Annotated in this window: 19 protein-coding genes; 10 read left to right on the forward strand and 9 right to left on the reverse strand. The window is 61.8% G+C overall.

Annotated features, from left to right (window positions below):
- Positions 1-24: 24 nt before the first annotated feature.
- From K0P03_RS18270 to hemE, 7 genes are all read right to left on the reverse strand, one after another.
- On the reverse strand, positions 25-819 hold the full coding sequence (locus tag K0P03_RS18270) for a ParA family protein (protein WP_050745360.1): 795 nt from the start codon (positions 817-819) through the stop codon (positions 25-27).
- Positions 820-832: 13 nt separating this feature from the next.
- Complete coding sequence (gene rsmG / locus K0P03_RS18275; RefSeq protein ID WP_272790274.1) at positions 833-1,468, reverse strand: 16S rRNA (guanine(527)-N(7))-methyltransferase RsmG; 636 nt, start codon at positions 1,466-1,468, stop codon at positions 833-835.
- Positions 1,465-3,342: a tRNA uridine-5-carboxymethylaminomethyl(34) synthesis enzyme MnmG gene (gene mnmG / locus K0P03_RS18280; RefSeq protein WP_443020562.1), complete on the reverse strand. Its 1,878-nt coding sequence runs from the start codon at positions 3,340-3,342 to the stop codon at positions 1,465-1,467. The genes rsmG and mnmG overlap by 4 nt, the downstream gene beginning before the upstream one ends.
- Before the next feature lie 78 nt (positions 3,343-3,420).
- Positions 3,421-4,746 carry a tRNA uridine-5-carboxymethylaminomethyl(34) synthesis GTPase MnmE gene (gene mnmE, locus K0P03_RS18285; protein ID WP_272790276.1) on the reverse strand — a complete coding sequence of 442 codons (1,326 nt, stop codon included), beginning with the start codon at positions 4,744-4,746 and terminating at the stop codon, positions 3,421-3,423.
- A gap of 127 nt (positions 4,747-4,873) precedes the next feature.
- Complete coding sequence (rho, locus tag K0P03_RS18290) at positions 4,874-6,139, reverse strand: transcription termination factor Rho (protein ID WP_024271281.1); 1,266 nt, start codon at positions 6,137-6,139, stop codon at positions 4,874-4,876.
- A gap of 186 nt (positions 6,140-6,325) precedes the next feature.
- Positions 6,326-6,865, reverse strand: a complete 540-nt coding sequence (gene hemJ, locus K0P03_RS18295; protein ID WP_023517181.1) for a protoporphyrinogen oxidase HemJ — start codon at positions 6,863-6,865, stop codon at positions 6,326-6,328.
- Entirely contained in the window at positions 6,862-7,896 is a 1,035-nt protein-coding gene (gene hemE, locus K0P03_RS18300; RefSeq protein ID WP_272790277.1) for a uroporphyrinogen decarboxylase, read from the reverse strand. Before hemE ends, hemJ begins: the two co-directional genes overlap by 4 nt.
- A 404-nt stretch (positions 7,897-8,300) precedes the next feature.
- Here hemE and K0P03_RS18305 point away from each other — a divergent pair, with 404 nt between their 5' ends.
- Genes K0P03_RS18305 through dnaQ form a run of 5 tightly spaced genes read left to right on the forward strand, consistent with a single transcriptional unit; the run spans position 8,301 to position 11,888 of the window.
- Positions 8,301-9,122 carry a pyruvate, water dikinase regulatory protein gene (locus K0P03_RS18305; RefSeq protein WP_023513438.1) on the forward strand — a complete coding sequence of 274 codons (822 nt, stop codon included), beginning with the start codon at positions 8,301-8,303 and terminating at the stop codon, positions 9,120-9,122.
- 25 nt (positions 9,123-9,147) lie between these two features.
- Positions 9,148-9,744 (forward strand): Maf-like protein, encoded by a 597-nt coding sequence (locus K0P03_RS18310; protein ID WP_272790278.1) that lies wholly within the window; start codon positions 9,148-9,150, stop codon positions 9,742-9,744.
- The gene (locus tag K0P03_RS18315) at positions 9,737-10,594 is read left to right on the forward strand and encodes a shikimate dehydrogenase (RefSeq protein WP_272790279.1); all 858 of its coding nucleotides are present in this window, start codon (positions 9,737-9,739) and stop codon (positions 10,592-10,594) included. The genes K0P03_RS18310 and K0P03_RS18315 overlap by 8 nt, the downstream gene beginning before the upstream one ends.
- Positions 10,594-11,184 (forward strand): dephospho-CoA kinase, encoded by a 591-nt coding sequence (gene coaE / locus K0P03_RS18320; protein ID WP_050745366.1) that lies wholly within the window; start codon positions 10,594-10,596, stop codon positions 11,182-11,184. Before K0P03_RS18315 ends, coaE begins: the two co-directional genes overlap by 1 nt.
- A complete protein-coding gene (gene dnaQ / locus K0P03_RS18325) occupies positions 11,184-11,888 on the forward strand; it encodes a DNA polymerase III subunit epsilon (protein WP_023513442.1) in 705 nt (234 codons plus the stop codon). Before coaE ends, dnaQ begins: the two co-directional genes overlap by 1 nt.
- A gap of 83 nt (positions 11,889-11,971) precedes the next feature.
- Here the strand turns inward: dnaQ and secB are convergent, their stop codons facing one another.
- Positions 11,972-12,448 carry a protein-export chaperone SecB gene (gene secB / locus K0P03_RS18330; RefSeq protein WP_023513443.1) on the reverse strand — a complete coding sequence of 159 codons (477 nt, stop codon included), beginning with the start codon at positions 12,446-12,448 and terminating at the stop codon, positions 11,972-11,974.
- 69 nt (positions 12,449-12,517) lie between these two features.
- Entirely contained in the window at positions 12,518-12,976 is a 459-nt protein-coding gene (locus K0P03_RS18335; RefSeq protein WP_272790280.1) for an FxsA family protein, read from the reverse strand.
- 154 nt (positions 12,977-13,130) lie between these two features.
- Between K0P03_RS18335 and K0P03_RS18340 the strand changes: the two genes are divergently transcribed.
- The 5 genes from K0P03_RS18340 to gyrB all read left to right on the forward strand — a co-directional run bounded on the left by K0P03_RS18340 (position 13,131) and on the right by gyrB (position 18,467).
- Positions 13,131-13,835: a Tim44/TimA family putative adaptor protein gene (locus tag K0P03_RS18340; protein WP_023513445.1), complete on the forward strand. Its 705-nt coding sequence runs from the start codon at positions 13,131-13,133 to the stop codon at positions 13,833-13,835.
- 14 nt (positions 13,836-13,849) lie between these two features.
- Positions 13,850-14,965, forward strand: a complete 1,116-nt coding sequence (mltA, locus tag K0P03_RS18345; RefSeq protein ID WP_272790281.1) for a murein transglycosylase A — start codon at positions 13,850-13,852, stop codon at positions 14,963-14,965.
- Entirely contained in the window at positions 14,952-15,524 is a 573-nt protein-coding gene (locus tag K0P03_RS18350; RefSeq protein ID WP_272790282.1) for a Smr/MutS family protein, read from the forward strand. Before mltA ends, K0P03_RS18350 begins: the two co-directional genes overlap by 14 nt.
- On the forward strand, positions 15,521-15,901 hold the full coding sequence (locus tag K0P03_RS18355; protein WP_023513448.1) for a helix-turn-helix domain-containing protein: 381 nt from the start codon (positions 15,521-15,523) through the stop codon (positions 15,899-15,901). The genes K0P03_RS18350 and K0P03_RS18355 overlap by 4 nt, the downstream gene beginning before the upstream one ends.
- 133 nt (positions 15,902-16,034) lie before the next feature.
- Positions 16,035-18,467 (forward strand): DNA topoisomerase (ATP-hydrolyzing) subunit B, encoded by a 2,433-nt coding sequence (gene gyrB / locus K0P03_RS18360; protein WP_130518088.1) that lies wholly within the window; start codon positions 16,035-16,037, stop codon positions 18,465-18,467.
- Positions 18,468-18,488 lie beyond the last annotated feature (21 nt).

Here is an 18,488-nt window from a genome sequence, read left to right on the forward strand (position 1 = left end):
CGGATCTACTCACGGATACTGGAATCAGGCAGCCCGACGCTGCCTCTCACGCTGAATTACCTCGGAGGCGAGCTGAAGATAGGCCTGGCTTCCGGCGCATTTAAGATCGTAGAGAATTGCCGGCTTGCCATAGGAAGGCGCTTCGGAAACGCGCACATTGCGCGGAATGAGCGTGTGATAAACCTTTTCGCCGAGATGCGTTCGTACATCGTTGACGACCTGCTGCGCAAGATTGTTGCGCGAGTCGAACATCGTCAGCACGATACCCTGGATATCGAGATACGGATTGACGGTGCGACGCACCTGATCCACCGTCTCCAGCAGCTGACTGAGGCCCTCCAGCGCGAAGAATTCGCATTGCAGCGGAACCAGCACGGAATGAGCCGCGGCAAGCGCATTCATGGTCAGGAGATTGAAAGAGGGGGGGCAATCGACCAGCACGTAAGAGTAAGACAGCGCCTCCGCCGATGCCAACGCCCGCCGCAGCCGGAAGACGCGGTCGTTCTGCTGCGCGATCTCCATCTCGATACCAAGGAGATCCATCGTCGACGGAATGATCGCCAGATTGGGAACCGCCGTCGGCAACACCGTCTCGGCAACGCCGTGGCTACCGATCAACAGGTCATAGGAGGAGAGCTCACGGTTGCGGCGATCTATTCCGAGACCCGTGCTGGCGTTGCCCTGCGGGTCCAGATCGACGATCAGCACACGCTCGCCGATGGCAGCCAGTGCCGTAGCGAGGTTGATCGCGGTCGTCGTCTTCCCCACGCCACCCTTCTGGTTTGCAATGGTGATGATCCGGTTCTTTTCGCCTGCCATGGAGATCCGCCAATCACTCGCGTTTTCGCGAAAGCTTCGAGATTTCGAGCACTACCGAGTCCGGCTCGACGACACTGGCATGTTTTACCAGATCGAATCTCCACCTTCCATGCGCTTTCTCGACCTCCCGCCGATAATCCCGGCCTTTGTGGAGGAAAAACTTGAGGTCCGGGTTGCGCTCCGCCCACGGCAGCCCGAAATCCATCAGAAGATCCAGATCCGCCAGCGCCCGGGCCGAGATCGCATCGCAATGTTCGATCACTGCAGGCGCCTCTTCGATACGAATCGCATGAACCGAGGCGCGAGCGCCCGTCTCCAAAATAGCGGTTCGCAGAAAAGCAGCCTTCTTGTTGTTGCTCTCAACCAGATGGACCCATCCGTCACCCACCCCCGCCAACAGAATGCCGGTGACAATGCCCGGAAAGCCGCCGCCGCTGCCAAGATCGGCCCAGACACGGGGACCGGGGCACTGTGCATAAATCTGTACGCTATCGACGATATGCCGGCTCCAGACTTCGGCCAATGTCGAAGGGGCCACCAGATTGATGGTCTTGGCCCATTTCTGAAACAGGGCAACAAAGACGTTCAACCGGTCTTCAGTTTCACGTGAAACATTCAGACGGGAAAATTCTCGAGGCAAGTTGCTCATGCACTGGCAGTCCGTTGTATCGATGCCGTATCGGGCACACGCTTGAGATAGGCGAGCAGAAGCGTCAGTGCTGCTGGTGTCATGCCGTCCACCCGCGCCGCCTGCGCCAGATTCGACGGTCGGGCCACAGCCAGTTTCTGCTGGAGTTCGATGGAAAGGCCGGGCAGGGCACTGAAATCGAACCCTGCAGGAATTCCGCGTTCTTCCTCGCGACGTGCCTCAGCGATATCGGCCTCCTGCCGGTTCATATAGACCGCATAGCTGGCCTCAATCTCGACAGCATCCCGAACCCGTGGCGAAAAGATTTCAAGCTCCGGCCAGACTGCCACCAACCGGGCGAAGTCGATATCCGGATAGGCCAGCAAATCATAGGCGGTACGGCGCACGCCGTCCTGGTTGATCCGGATACCCTTGCCCGCAGCTTCGTTCGGCGAGAGCCTCAAGGCCGCGAGCTTTTCGCGCGCAACCAGCATCTCCGCAGACCATTGATCAAAACGCTGCCGTCGATCCGCGCCGACCACGCCAAGCGCCATTCCCGTCAGCGTCAAACGCACATCGGCATTGTCTGCGCGCAACGAAAGGCGGTACTCCGCCCGCGAGGTGAACATGCGATAGGGTTCGGTCACACCACGCGATGTCAGATCATCGATCATGACACCGATGTAGCTATCCGTACGGCTGAAGACGTGGCCGTCCATGCCTGCCGCCCGCCGCGCCGCGTTCAAGCCGGCCACCAACCCCTGCGCCGCTGCTTCCTCATAACCGGTCGTGCCATTGATCTGTCCGGCCAGGAAAAGTCCCGCCTGGCGCCGCGCTTCCAAGGTGGCCGACAGTTCCCGCGGATCAACATGGTCGTACTCGATCGCATAGCCCGGCTGCAGGATACGGGCGCGCTCCAGGCCCGGGATCGTGTGAATGAAAGCCTGCTGCACATCCGCCGGCAGCGACGTCGAAATCCCGTTTGGATAGACGGTGTCATCATCAAGACCTTCCGGTTCTAGGAAGATCTGATGACCGTCGCGCTCCCCGAACTTGACGATCTTGTCCTCGATGGAGGGGCAATAGCGAGGACCTACACCTTCGATCTGGCCGGAATACATCGCCGATTGGCCGATATTCTCCTCAATGATGCGATGGGTCGCCGAGGTTGTTCGCGTCACACCGCATTCGATCTGCGGCGTGACGATGCGGTCCGTCATGAAGGAGAATGGCACCGGTTCTGCGTCCGCCGCCTGGCGCCCGACCGCGGCCCAATCGATGGTGCGGCCATCCAACCGTGCGGGCGTACCGGTCTTCAGGCGGCCAAGTTTGAAACCCAGATGTTCGAATGTCGCGGAGAGCCCCAAAGAAGGCTCTTCGCCGACCCGACCGGCCGGGATTTTTTTGGAGCCGATATGAATAAGTCCGCGTAGAAATGTGCCTGTTGTGATGACGACGGCGGCACAAGCCAGCTGTCGCCCGTCCTTCAGAACGACTCCGGCGATCCGGCCATCCCGGCAGTTCAGATCATAAGCATCGCCTTCGACAACCGTCAGGCCGGAAAGCTGCCCAATCTCCGCCTGCATGGCTTCGCGATAGAGCTTTCGGTCGGCTTGAGTGCGTGGACCGCGTACAGCGGGGCCCTTGCGACGGTTCAGCAGGCGAAACTGAATGCCTGCACGATCCGCGACCCGTCCCATCAATCCGTCGAGGGCGTCCACCTCACGAACGAGATGCCCTTTGCCCAAACCGCCAATCGCAGGGTTACAGGACATGACACCGATCGTCGACGCCTTGTGGGTCAGAAGGGCCGTTCGTGCGCCGAAGCGTGCTGCGGCCGCGGCCGCCTCCACGCCGGCATGTCCACCCCCGATCACCACCACATCATATTTCATTTCTTCTATCATCCCGCACTACCTGTTTCACGTGAAACGTACAAAGTGACTCGTACACGTTGTGCTGTTTCACGTGAATCATTTGCCTATGCAAAATTCCGAAAAGATCACGTCGAGCAGATTTTCCACGTCCACCCGTCCCGTGACGCGACCCAGTGCCTGTCCGGCCAATCGAAGATATTCGGCCTGTATATCCAGGCCCCGCTCATCCGCCTCCAGGGCGGATTCAATGTGATTGCGCGCCATGATCAGATTGTCCGTGTGCCGCTGGCGGGTTGGCAATGCCAGGGCATTTGCCTCACCCAGATCCGGCAGATGGGTACCCACACGATCAAGAAGCTCGGCAATACCCTGCCCCGTCTGAACCGAGATGACTACATCAGCGCCCGAATTGGGCGATGCGTCATCCCGTAGATCAGCCTTGGTCCGGACGCGAACAACAGGGCCGCTATAGCCGTTGACGAAGGTTGTCCAATCGAAGTTTCCTTCCGCGGACAGGAGAAGAACCAGATCGGCTTCTGCCATCGAGCGCCGCGTCCGCCGGATACCTTCTTGCTCGACGAGATCGTCCGTGTCCCGCAAGCCAGCTGTATCATACAGCCGAACAGCGAAGCCGTCGAGGTCGAGATCGACGTGCAGGACATCCCGCGTCGTCCCGGGAATCTCCGTGACGATCGCCACGTCGCGTCGCGCCAGATGGTTCAGCAGGCTCGACTTGCCGGCATTCGGCGGGCCGGCAATCACCACTTTCAGGCCGTCACGGACAATCTCCGCGGCTCTGGCACCGGAAAGATGGTTAAGGATTTCCTGCTCCAAACACCGCATATCCGTCCAGACACTGCTTGCTACGGAACCAGGCACATCATCTTCGTCGGCGAAATCCAGCTCTGCCTCGATCAACGCGCGAGCGTGCGTTAGTCGTTTCGCCCACGAATCGTAAAGCTTCGAGAGTCCGCCGGACGATTGCTCTGCCGCCAAGCGGCGCTGCATCTCCGTCTCGGCGCCGATCAAATCGGCAAGGCCCTCGACCTCCACCAGATCCATACGGCCATTCAAAAAGGCCCGGCGGGAAAATTCTCCGGCCTCAGCCGCCCGCAAACCAACCATCCCGGCCAGTTCCGCCAGCACTGCCTTGACCGTCGCGCGCCCCCCGTGGATCTGGAGCTCCGCGCAATCCTCCCCCGTGAAGGAGCTCGGACCCGGAAAAAACAGCACCAGGCCCTTGTCGAGCGTCTCACCGTTCCGGTTTCGAATCGAACAAAGGGAGGCACGCCGCTCCTCCGGCTGGCGACCACACAGGGTCTGAACCGCTGATCCGCTGGCCGAACCGCTCAGGCGTATCACCGCCACGCCGGAGGGCAGGCCTCCGCTCGAAAGGGCAAAGATCGTGTCCGTGGAATGCATGGTCTCATTATTCCGGGTACGAATCGATAAATCCATTTCGGGAAAGAATCGAATTTTCCCACTTCAAACGAAAATGGTCCCGGCTTGCGGCGGGACCATGCAGCGTAACGACGACGACGCGTGTCGCTTACGTGTTCATCGAGTCGAAGAAGTCGCCGTTGTTCTTCGTCTGCTTCAGCTTGTCGATCAGGAATTCGATCGCATCCGTTGTGCCCATCGGAGCGAGAATGCGGCGCAGGACGAAGATCTTCTGGAGATCCTGACGGGGCACCAGAAGGTCTTCCTTGCGCGTGCCGGACTTGAGAATGTCCATCGCCGGGAAGATGCGCTTGTCGGCAACCTTGCGATCAAGCACGATTTCCGAGTTGCCGGTGCCCTTGAACTCTTCGAAGATCACTTCATCCATGCGGCTGCCTGTATCGATCAGCGCGGTCGCGATGATGGTCAGCGAACCGCCTTCCTCGATATTGCGCGCCGCGCCGAAGAAGCGCTTCGGGCGCTGCAGCGCATTCGCGTCGACGCCACCCGTCAGCACCTTGCCCGAGGACGGAACGACGGTGTTGTAAGCGCGGCCGAGACGGGTGATCGAATCCAGCAGGATGACGACGTCGCGGCCGTGCTCGACGAGGCGCTTCGCCTTCTCGATGACCATTTCGGCGACCTGCACGTGGCGCGTCGCCGGTTCGTCGAAGGTCGAGGAAACAACTTCCCCCCGCACCGAACGCTGCATGTCCGTCACTTCCTCCGGACGCTCGTCGATCAAGAGGACGATGAGATAACATTCGGGATGGTTGGCGGTGATCGAATGGGCGATGTTCTGCAGGAGAACCGTCTTACCCGTCCGCGGCGGAGCGACGATGAGGCCGCGCTGGCCCTTGCCGAGCGGGGCGACGAGATCGATGACACGCGGAGAAAGATCCTTCGAGGTGGGGATCTCGAGTTCCATCTTGAAGCGCTCGTTCGGGTAGAGCGGCGTCAGGTTGTCGAAGTGAACCTTGTGACGGATCTTTTCCGGATCGTCGAAATTGATCGTGTTGACCTTCAGCAATGCGAAATAGCGTTCACCTTCCTTCGGGCCGCGGATCGGGCCCTCCACCGTATCGCCGGTCTTCAGCGAGAAGCGGCGGATCTGGGAGGGCGAGATGTAGATGTCGTCGGGGCCCGGCAGATAGTTCGCATTGGCCGAACGCAGGAAGCCGAAACCGTCCTGCAGCACTTCGACCACACCTTCGCCGATGATTTCCACGTCCTGCGCGGCCAGCATCTTCAGGATCGCAAACATCAGTTCCTGCTTGCGCATCGTGCTCGCGTTCTCGACCTCGAGCGATTCGGCAAAGGCAAGGAGGTCGGTCGGAGTCTTGTTCTTGAGGTCTTGTAGCTTCATTTCGGCCATGAATGGTCCATGCTGGCTGTCATCGGGATGGGAAAAGGCGTGCGGGTCAAGGCCGAACTGCGGGGGAACGGTGCAGTTCACTGAACGAATACACATGCCACGAAAGATGAGATGCGCGGAAAATAGCGGTTCCGGTGCTGGCCCGCAAGGGGGCATCGGAATTTCATCCGTTTTGCCGCAGAGGGCCTAAAACGGCTTCACGACGACCAGGATGACGATGAGGATCATCAGAAGCGCCGGCGCCTCGTTCCAAAGCCGCCACTGACGGCCTGTCTTCGTGTTGCGATCCTCGGCAAACGCCCTCACGGCGCGGCCGTAGAACTGATGCACAGCCGAGAGCAGCACGACGAAGGCAAGCTTGGCATGCAGCCAGCCGCCCTGGAAACCATAGACCGACCAGGCGAGATAGAGACCGAGCAACCAGGAAAGGCCCATCGCGGGCTGCATGATGACCCGGTAGAGCCGCCGCTCCATCACCTTGAAGACCTCCGCCTCGGCCGAGCCGGGCGGGGCATCCGTGTGGTAGACGAAGAGCCGCGGCAGGTAGAGTAGACCCGCCATCCAGGAGATGACGGCGATGATGTGCAACGCCTTGATCCACAGATAGAGATCCTCGGGCGGATAGAGAACGAGGAGAAGCGCCAGCAGCGCAAAGACGGCGAGCGCCACTGCGGCCCGCAGCCGCGCCCGGCGCCCGGCGCTCTCGCCCGCCTGTTTCTCGCTCACCGCGCCCCTCCGCGCACACGCGCCACAAGGCGCGTGACGTTGTCCGGATCCGCCTGCGGCGTGATCCCGTGGCCGAGATTGAAGATCAGCGGCCCGTTGCCGAGCGCCTGCAGAATGGCATCGATGCCCTCGTCGAGCGCCGCGCCGCCGGCAACGACACGCATCGGATCGAGATTTCCCTGGACGGGACCCTCCTTCTGCAAGTCGGCCGCGACGGAGAGCGGCACGGACCAGTCGAGGCCGATGGCGTCGGCGCCGGTCTGCTGCCGGTAGGATTTCAGCTGCAGGCCTGCCCCCTTGGCGAAGGCAATGATCTTGGCCTGCGGACGGCGGGCCTTCACCGATGCGATGATCCTGTGCACCGGGCGGACGGCAAAATCGGCAAACTCCCGCTCGCCGAGAACGCCAGCCCAGGAATCGAAGATCTGTACCGCGTCGGCGCCGGCATCGATCTGTGCCACGAGGTAGTCAGCCGAGAGTTCGGCAAGCACATCGAGCAGATGCGCGAAGGCGCGCGGCTCCTTGTAGGCGAAAAGACGCGCGGGCGCCTGATCCGGGGTACCATGGCCGGCGATCATGTAGGTGGCGACGGTCCAGGGCGCCCCGCAGAAGCCGAGCAGCGCCGTTTCCTCGGGCAGGGCACCCCGAATGCGGCCAATCGCCTCTATGACCGGTCTGAGGTGCTCTGCGACCCCGTCTGTCTTCAGGGTGAGAATGCCATCCGGATCGATCGGGTCGAGACGAGGGCCATGACCCTCCTCGAAGCGGACATTGCGCTTCAGGGCATCGGGAATGACGAGGATATCGGAAAACAAGATTGCGGCGTCGAAACCGTAGCGACGGATCGGTTGCAGCGTTACCTCCGTCGCCAACTCCGGCGAATAACAGAGATCGAGGAAGCTTCCTGCTGCCGCGCGCGTCTGCCGATATTCCGGCAGATACCGTCCGGCCTGGCGCATCAGCCAGAGAGGAGGAGGGGAGACCGTCTTCCCGTTCAGGACATCGACGATCTTCCGGTTTTTCGCAGACACCGCGGGGTTCTCCCAATCTTTAAATAATCTCTTTGAAAAGGTTTCTATTTCTTAGAGTCGGTGACTATCAAGGATTAAATCCTCTCCACAGGGATACAGCCTTGCCGGCAGTGCTGGGGAAAAAGCAATGTGCACAGAGATATTTCTGGCCTGGAAGGCGGAAAACCGGATTCGTCATTTTGAATCAAAAGGATTCTTGATGTCGCATGGAAAGCCTTCCTGTGGATGACGTGTGGAGAAGCGCGACACTTTGCCGTGTCATGAGTCTTATCCACATGCACCGTGAATCCTCGTCCCGTCTCCCGCGGATTGTGGACAAAATGGCAGTTATCCCCTTGCCTCCGGGTCCCTGCCGTTCTTAGCTCACCGTTCTCCCGGTTCATCAACAGGGGGCGGAGGATATTGTGGAAAGCACCAAAAACTACTTCCATCTGCACCTGATATCGGACTCGACGGGCGAGACGCTGATTGCCGCGGGGCGGGCGGCCGCGGCGCAATTCCAATCATCCCAGGCGCTCGAACACGTCTATCCGCTGATCCGCAACCGCAAGCAGCTCATGCCCGTGCTCGACGCCATCGATGGTGCGCCGGGCATCGTGCTCTATACGATCGTCGACCGGGAGCTGTCCGAGATCATCGACCAGCGTTGCCGGGAGATGGGCGTGCCCTGCGTTTCCGTTCTCGAACCGGTCATCGATCTCTTCCAGTCCTATCTCGGTGCACCGTCGCGGCGGCGGGTCGGTGCGCAGCATGTAATGAACGCGGAGTATTTCGCGCGCATCGACGCGCTGAATTTCACGATGGATCACGATGACGGGCAGCTGCCTGCCGATCTGGACGAGGCGGATGTCATTCTCATCGGCATCAGTCGAACCTCGAAGACACCGACGAGCATCTATCTCGCCAATCGTGGCATCAAGACCGCCAATGTGCCGATCGTGCTTGGCGTACCGCTTCCGGAGCGGTTGGCGGCGGCGGCGAGACCGCTGATCGTCGGGCTGATCGCCACAACGGATCGCATTGCCCAGGTGCGGCAGAACCGGGTGCTCGGCCAGACGCAGGATTTTCGCGGCGATGACTATGTCGACAGGGCGCAGATTTCCGAGGAGCTGAAATATGCGCGCGCCATCTGCGCGCGCAACAACTGGCCGATCATCGACGTTACCCGGCGCTCGATCGAGGAAACGGCCGCCGCCATCGTTGCTCTTCGCCCGAAGCTTCGGTAACCCGGAGCGGCAAACGGAGATTTTCATGACACTGCTGATCCTCGCCTCGCAGAGCCCCTTTCGCCGCATGCTGATGGAAAATGCCGGCCTTGCCTTTGAAACCGAGGCGGCCGCCATCGACGAGCGTGCGGTCGAAACGGCGCTTGCCGCCCGCAAGCCGACCCCGCAGCAGGTTGCCGAGACGCTGGCGATCGAAAAGGCGCTGGATGTCGCAACGCGTCGTCCCGGTGCGCTCGTCATCGGCTCCGACCAGACATTGTCCCTGGAAGGGCGTGTGTTTCACAAGCCGGCCGACATGGCGGAAGCCAGGACTCATCTTCAGGCGATGTCCGGCCGCACCCATTCCCTCAACTGCGGCATCGCTTTGGTGCGGGACGGCGCGACATTGTGGAGCCACGTTTCCATCGCGCATCTGACAATGCGCCCGCTCTCGGATGCTTTCATCGATCGACATCTGGCCCGGGTCGGCACGCGGGTTCTGGCAAGTGTCGGAGCCTATCAGCTCGAGGGAGAGGGCGTGCAGCTCTTCGAGCGGATCGACGGAGACTACTTCACAATTCTGGGCCTGCCGCTGCTTCCGTTGCTGGCTAAACTTCGCGATCTCGGTGCCATCGATGCATGATTCACGTGAAACATTCGTTCGCCACGCCTTCGTGACGGGCTACCCGGTCAAACATTCGCGCTCGCCACTGATCCATGGCTTCTGGCTAAAAACGTTGGGATTGCAGGGATCCTACACGCGGCAGGAGGTTTCACCCGAAGACTTCGCCGGCTTCATTTCCAGGCTGAAGAGTGGAGAATCCGGCTTCGTTGGCGGCAATGTCACCATCCCGCACAAGGAAACGGCCTTCGCGCTTGCCGACCGGCCGGATGCATTGAGCGAAGAACTCGGTGCGTCGAACACGCTCTGGCTGGACGAGGGCCGGCTGCACGCGACCAACACCGACGGTTTCGGTTTTCTTGCCAATCTCGATGCCGCTTCACCGGGATGGGACAGGACGGATCGTGCTGTTATTCTCGGGGCTGGCGGCGCCAGCCGGGCGATCATCCAGGCGGTGCGCGATCGCGGCATCGGCGAAATCCATGTCGTCAACCGCACTCTGGGGCGGGCGCAGGAGCTCGCCGATCGGTTCGGAGCGAAGGTGCATGCCCACGCCATGGCTGCCTTGCAAGAGGTCTCGGCGGGTGCGGGGCTCTTCGTCAACACGACGTCGCTTGGTATGGATGGCGAGGCGGCACCGGATTTCGACTTCTCGCCGCTGGCAGGGGGCGCTGTCGTGACCGACATCGTCTATGTGCCGCTGGTCACTCCCATCCTGCGCCAGGCGGCCGAGCAAGGGTTCGCCACGGTCGACGGCCTCGGCATGTTGCTGCACCAGGCGGCGCCGGGTTTTGAAAAATGGTTCGGTGTCCGGCCCACCGTCGATATGAACCTGCGCCGGTTGATCCTCGCGGACATGGAGGCGCACTGATGATCGTGCTCGGCCTTACCGGATCGATCGGAACGGGCAAGTCGACCACCGCGGCAATGTTCCACGATCTTGGCGTGCCGGTGCACGATGCGGATGCGACGGTGCACGATCTCTACCGCACCGATGCCGTCGCTCCGGTTGCCGAACACTTTCCGGAAGCGCTCAAGGAGGGGGTCATCGATCGCAAGACGCTATCGGCGACGCTTGCGCGGTTCCCGGACCGCTTCGCCGCTTTGGAGGCGATCATCCATCCGCTCGTGCGGGCGCGGGAAAAGGCCTTTCTCGATGCGGAACGGGATCGTGGTTCGCCACTCGTTTTGCTCGACATCCCGCTTCTCTACGAGACGGGGGGCGAGGGGCGGGTGGACAAGGTTGTCGTCGTTACTTGCGATCCCGATATACAGAGACAGCGCGTGCTCGCCCGCCCGGGCATGACGGAGGAGAAATTCCAGCTCATCCTGTCGCGCCAGATGCCGGACGCCGAAAAACGCAGGCGCGCCGATTTCCTCATCGATACCGGTAGGGGACTTGAAGCGGCGCGCAAAGCGGTGGAAGAGATTGTCGAAAGCCTGAAGGGACAAGAGGACTGATGCGCGAGATCATCTTCGATACGGAAACGACCGGCCTCGACAACAAGCTCGACCGCGTCATCGAAATCGGCGGCGTCGAGCTGGAGAACCATTTTCCGACCGGCCGCACGCTGCACCTCTTCGTCAGCCCCGGCGACCGCAAGGTGCATCCGGATGCGCTTGCCGTGCACGGCATTACGGACGAGTTCCTCAAGGACAAGCCGCCCTTCGCCGATCTCGCACAGCAGATTCTCGATTTCTTCGGCGATGCCCGCTGGGTGGCCCACAATGCCAGCTTCGATATGGGTTTCATCAATGCGGAGTTCGAACGCATCGGTCTGCCGCCGATCCTGCAGGAGAAGGTGACGGACACGCTGGCGCTGGCGCGCCGCAAGCATCCGATGGGACCGAACTCGCTCGATGCGCTCTGCCGGCGCTACGGGATCGACAATTCGCACCGTACGAAACACGGCGCCCTGCTCGATTCCGAGCTTCTCGCCGAAGTCTATATCGAGATGATCGGCGGCCGGCAGGCGGCGCTGGGGCTCGGCATGGCGGAAAGCGGTCGCCGGGCGCTGGTCGAGATGGAGGACGATGTCGTTCTGCCGCTCGGTGTCAGGCCGAAGCCGCTTGCCTCCCGCCTTTCCGAAGAGGAGAGCGCTGCTCATGGCACCATGGTGCAGAAGATGGGCGACAAGGCAATCTGGGCGAAATACGGCGGGTGAATCCGGCTCAGCTTCCCTGAGACAAAAGAAAACGCCCGGTCACCTGGTGGCCGGGCGTTTTCTTTGGAGTGAGGTTTTCTGCCTTAGTTGGCGTTGACCTTGGCCTTGACCTGTTCTTCGGCCATGCGCTGGGTGAACATCTGCGCAAAGTCGATCGGGTCGATCATCAGCGGCGGGAAGCCGCCGTTGCGGGTTGCGTCGGAGATGATCTGGCGAGCGAAGGGGAAGAGCAGGCGCGGGCACTCGATGAAGAGAACCGGCAGCATGTGCTCCTGCGGGAAGCCGGTGACGCGGAAGACGCCGCCATAGGCGAGCTCGGCGTTGAAGAGCATCTTGTCGCCGTCCTTGGCTTCCGCGTTCAGCGAAAGAATGACGTCGAAGTCCGTCTCGGAGAGCGGGTTGGCATTGACGTTGACGCTGATGTTGATCGCCGGCGCCTTGTCACGGGCCTGGAGCGACCGCGGAGCACCCGGGTTTTCGAAGGAGAAGTCCTTCACGTACTGCGCCAGGATGTTGAGCGAGGGGCTCGCGGCGTTGTTCTCGGTTGCTGCGTCAGTCATGGAAGTATCCTCGGGGACTCTGGAAAGTCAGGCCATCTAGCATTTCAGCAGGGGGCTTACAACCCGCCGTCAGGGCCGGCCATCGCGATGGAAGTCGCTTTCATCGAGATCGATGGTGCGCTGGGGTTCCGTTTTCGACTGGCTGCCGGGACGTGTGCCACCGATATCGACAACCACGATGTTGCGCATCAGCCGGTTCCAGAGAAATGTACGCACCGGCGGCAGAAACAGGGCCAGGCCGAGGATGTCGGTCAGGAAGCCGGGGATCAACAGAAGGATACCAGCAATCATGATCATCGCCGCATCGAGCATTTCCTTGCCCGGCGCGCGGCCGTCCTGTCCGGACTGGCGCAGTCGTGCGAGCACGCCGAAGCCCTGGATGCGCATCAGCACGACGCCGGCAATCGCCGAGAGCACGACCAGCGACAGGGTGGCGAAAAGGCCGATGCGCCGACCGACAACAATGAAGCAGGCGATTTCCGCCAGCGGCAGCACGAGAATGAGAAGGGGGATGAGGCGTCGAAGCATGGTCTTGACTGTCGCACAGATTCGCGCGGACCGATACTGCCGGTGCCATTTGCGCGCGCCTTGGTCGCATTCACGTCATCGCCATTTGAATGATCCGGTTTTGCGGACTATATGGGGAAGGAACAAGAAAAACGAAAACGGCTGCGGATCGATAATGGGCTCATTCGACTTTGTAACGATTTTTTTCCTGGTGGCTGCGGTGGTCATCTTCCTGCAGCTGCGCAGCGTGCTCGGCCGGCGCACCGGCAACGAGCGCCCGCCGTTCGATCCCTATTCCAAGCGCGAGGCCGCCGGCGAGACTGATTCGGCCGATCGCGGCAAGGTCGTCACCCTGCCGCGTCGGGATGGAACGGACGCGGACGAAAATCCCTATGCGTCCGTCGATAGCTTCGCCGCGCCGGGCACGCCGCTCAACGAGCAGCTTCGCCAGCTCGTCAAGGTCGATCCTTCCTTCAATCCGAAGGAATTCGTCAACGGTGCGCGCATGGCCTATGAAATGATCGTCGTCGCCTTCGCCGATGGCGACCGCAAGGCGCTGAAGAACCTGCTGTCGCGCGAGGTCTACGAAGGGTTCGACGCGGCCATTTCGGACCGCGAGAGCAAGGGCGAGGTCGTCCGCTCCAGCTTCGTCGGTATCGAGAAGGCCGACATCGTCAGCGCCGAGGCCAAGGACAGCGAGGCGAATGTGACGCTGCGCATCGTCAGCCAGCTGATCTCGGCCACCTACGACAAGGCCGGCACGCTGATCGAGGGCGATGCGGAAACGGTGGCAGAGGTCAACGACCTCTGGACCTTTGCCCGCGACACCCGCTCTCGTGATCCGAACTGGAAGCTGATCGCCACCGAATCGGAAGGCTGAGCGAGGCAAAGCCAATGGACTATCGCCTGGTTCCGGCCCGGTTTTCGGCGCTTCCCGGCTGGAACGAGGATGATCCGACAGCACTTCTTTCGGCCATGGCCCGCTGTCGCGATCACATCCGCACCGTAAAACCCTACAAGACAGGCTCGCTCGGCATTACCGCCGGCGAGCTTTTGACGTTGCTGGACGCAGCAGCCGACGAGAAGCCGCAAGGGCCTGCCGCGGTGCGTGCCTTCTTCGAGGCGCAGTGCGTGCCGTTCCTGATCGAGAAGGCGGATGGCTCGTCCGGTTTCGTCACCGCCTTCTACGAGCCGGAAGTCGCCGTAAGGGCAACGCCGGACGCCGAATACCGCCATCCCTTCTATGCCCGGCCGGAAGACCTGGTCGATATCGACGACAACAATCGCCCGGCCGGTTTCCCGCCGGGCTTCGCGTTCGGGCTCGGGACGGACGATGGCATTGTCGAGCACCCCGACCGAGGCGAGATCGAGCGTGGCTTTCTCTCGGGTCGCGGGCTCGAGATCGCCTACGCCCGCTCGAAGGTGGACGTCTTCTTTGCCCATGTGCAGGGCGCTGCACGGCTCGTCTATCCGGACGGGTCGGTCAGGCGAATCACCTATGCCGCCAAGAGCGGCCATCCGTTTTCTGCGATCGGCAGGCTGCTGATCGACCGCGGCGAGATCGATGCGGCAACCGTCTCCATGGCCTCGATCCGCGACTGGCTAGCCCGCAACGAAGATCAGGTCGATGCCGTGCTCTGGCACAATCGCTCCTTCATCTTCTTCAAGGAGGCCGAGGTTACGGATCTGTCGCTCGGCCCGATCGCCGCGGCGAAAGTGCCGCTCGTTGCCGGCCGTTCGCTTGCGGTTGACCGCATGATCCACACCTTCGGGCTGCCCTTCTTCATTTCGAGCGACAGCCTCACCCATATGGATGAGGGCAAGCCCTTCCGCCGCCTGATGCTGGCGCTCGATACCGGAACGGCGATCGTCGGTCCGGCGCGCGGCGATATCTTCACCGGCTCGGGCGACGCGGCGGGCGCGCTGGCCGGCCATGTGCGCAATGCGGCGACCTTCCATATCCTCATGCCGAAGGCAGCGGCGGAGCGCTACCTCCATGCCGAAGGATAAGACGCTCTCAAGCGAGGACCGTATCCTCTGGGGCAAGGTGGCGCGCAGCACGCGCGCGCTGCCGGGCAGGCTCGACGCATTGACGGAATTCGAGGAAGCCTTCGCGCAAAAGCCGGCGGCCGAAAAGCAGCCTGAACTGGAACCGAAGAAGAAAAAATCCGTCCAGGCCGACGAAGGAATCGCGCTGACCACCATCGGCCGCGACAAGGAGACCAGGCACCACCCGCTGGAGCGCCCGGTCAAGCGCAAGATTGCCAAGGGCCGCCTGGCGCTGGAAGCGCGCATCGACCTGCACGGCATGGTCCAGAGCGAGGCGCACGGTTTCCTGCTCGGTTTTCTCATCCGCGCGCATGAGCGTGGCCTGCGCCATGTGCTTGTCATCACCGGCAAGGGCACCTCGCTCGGCAGCGACGGCGCGCTGAAGCGGGCGGTGCCGCTGTGGTTCTCCCTGCCGGAGTTCCGCCCGCTGATCTCCTCCTACGAGCCGGCGGCGCGCAACCATGGCGGCGACGGCGCGCTCTATGTGCGGCTTGCCCGGCACCCGGGAGACAAACGATGACGACACCTTTCGGCAAGGCGGTGCGGCATCTGCGCGATCGCAAGGGCGTTTCGCAGAAGGACATGGCCAAGGCGCTCGGCGTCAGCCCCGCCTATCTCTCGGCGCTGGAAAACGGCAAGCGCGGCACGCCGAGCTTCGATTTTCTCCAACGGGTGGCCGGATATTTCAATGTCATCTGGGACGAGGCGGAAGAACTGTTCCGCATTGCCCGGATTTCCGATCCGCGCGTTGTGGTGGATACGGCGGGCCTTCCGCCGGAATACACCGCCTTTGCCAACCGGCTTTCGGCGGAAATCCGCGACCTGCCGCCCGAGACGGTGCGCCGTCTTGCCGGTATTCTGGAAAAAGCATGCAATAACCGGGTAAAACCCGGCTGATTCCCTGAATTCTGCCGTGTTTGCCCGCTCTCAGATTTGGAACTTCAGGGCAAGAACCCTATATTCAAGCACTTGAAAAGCGGTGATTCGCCGCGCTTCCCGCCTTCCGCGAACACTCTGGAAAGACGTTTGAATGACTGACACACCCGAGACCGACAACGGCCCGGCCGAATATGGCGCAGATTCGATCAAGGTCCTCAAAGGGCTTGATGCGGTGCGCAAGCGTCCCGGCATGTATATCGGCGATACCGATGACGGCTCGGGCCTGCACCACATGGTTTACGAGGTCGTCGACAACGCGATCGACGAGGCGCTTGCCGGCCATGCGGATATTGTGACGGTCACGCTCAATCCGGACGGGTCCGTGACGGTGACCGACAACGGCCGTGGTATCCCGACCGATATCCATAAGGAAGAGGGCGTCTCCGCCGCCGAGGTCATCATGACCCAGCTGCATGCCGGCGGCAAATTCGACCAGAATTCCTACAAGGTGTCCGGTGGTCTGCACGGCGTCGGCGTTTCGGTGGTGAATGCCCTTTCGGTCAAGCTGAAGCTGAAGATCCGCCGCGCGGGCAAGATTCACGAGATGAGCTTCACCCATGGCGTGGCCGATGGCCCGTTGACGGTGACAGGCGAGTGCGGCAGCGAGACCGGCACGGAAGTGACGTTCCTCCCCTCGACCGAGACCTTCTCGAACATCGATTTCAACTACGGGACGCTGGAACACCGTCTGCGTGAGCTCGCCTTCCTGAATTCCGGCGTGCGCATCCTGCTCACCGATCGCCGTCATTCGGATATCAAGCAGGACGAGTTGATGTACGAGGGCGGTCTCGAAGCCTTCGTGACCTATCTCGACCGGGCGAAGAAGCCGCTGGTCTCCAAGCCCATTGCGATCAGGGGCGAGAAGGACGGCATCACCGTCGAAGTCGCAATGTGGTGGAACGACAGCTACCACGAGAACGTGCTCTGCTTCACCAACAACATTCCCCAGCGCGACGGCGGCACGCACATGGCGGGCTTCCGCGGCGCGCTGACCCGCCAGGTCGTTTCCTATGCCGATACATCCGGCATCACCAAGAAGGAGAAGGTGACGCTGCAGGGTGAGGACTGCCGCGAAGGCCTGACGGCGGTTCTGTCGGTCAAGGTTCCCGATCCGAAATTCTCCTCGCAGACCAAGGACAAGCTGGTTTCCTCCGAAGTTCGGCCGGCCGTGGAAAACCTCGTCAACGAGGCGCTTTCTACCTGGTTCGAGGAGCATCCTGCCGATGCCAAGACGCTTGTCGGCAAGGTGGTCGAGGCCGCCGCCGCCCGCGAGGCCGCGCGCAAGGCGCGCGAGCTGACGCGGCGCAAGGGCGCCCTCGACATCTCGTCGCTGCCTGGAAAGCTCGCCGACTGCTCCGAGCGCGACCCGGCCAAGTCCGAAGTCTTTCTCGTCGAGGGCGATTCGGCCGGTGGGTCGGCCAAACAGGGGCGTTCGCGCGAGAACCAGGCGATCCTTCCGTTGCGCGGAAAGATTCTCAATGTCGAGCGCGCGCGCTTCGACAAGATGCTGTCCAGCCAGGAAATCGGTACGTTGATCACCGCGCTTGGCACCTCGATCGGCAAGGACGAGTTCAACGCCGACAAGCTGCGCTACCACAAGATCATCATCATGACGGACGCAGACGTCGATGGCGCGCATATCCGTACCCTGCTATTGACCTTCTTCTTCCGGCAGATGCCGGAGCTGATCGAGCGTGGTCACCTCTACATCGCCCAGCCCCCGCTCTATAAGGTGGCGCGCGGCAAATCGAGCCAGTACCTGAAGAACGAGAAGGCGCTGGAAGACTATCTCGTCACCGCCGGCCTCGACGACGCGGCGCTGGAACTGAGCTCTGGCGAAGTGCGTGCCGGCCAGGACATCCTGGAACTGATCCAGGATGCGCTGCGCCTGCGCACGCTGCTCGACGGCCTGCATTCGCGCTACAATCGCGCGATCATCGAGCAGGCGGCCATTGCCGGTGCGCTGAACCTCGAACTCAGCCACGACCGCGAGGCCTACGCCGCCAAGGCGGAAGACGTCGCCCGCCGGCTCGATCTCATCGCGGAAGAGACGGAGCGCGGCTGGACCGGATCCGTCGCCACCGATGGTGGCTTGCGTTTCGAGCGCATGGTGCGCGGCGTCAAGGAATTCGCCCATATCGACATGGCGCTGATCGGCTCGGCCGATGCCCGCCATATCGACCAGCTGTCCGCCCGCTTCCACGAGATCTATGCCGTGCCGCCGGCACTGCGCCGCAAGGACGGCCAGGTCGAGATTTCCGGTCCGCGCGCGCTGCTCGACGCCGTCTTCGCTGCTGGCCGCAAAGGCCTTTCCATGCAGCGCTACAAGGGCCTTGGCGAGATGAATGCCGAGCAGCTCTGGGAAACGACGCTCGATCCGAACGTCCGCTCGCTGCTGCAGGTGAAGGTGACGGACGCGACGGATGCCGATGGTCTCTTCGCCCGCCTGATGGGCGACGAGGTGGAGCCACGCCGTGACTTCATCCAGGAAAACGCTCTCAGCGTTGCCAATCTCGATATCTAAGCAAGAGAGCCGCCGAAAGGC

The organism is Shinella sp. HY16 (assembly GCF_028534175.1).
In the GTDB taxonomy this organism is placed as follows: Bacteria; Pseudomonadota; Alphaproteobacteria; order Rhizobiales; family Rhizobiaceae; genus Shinella.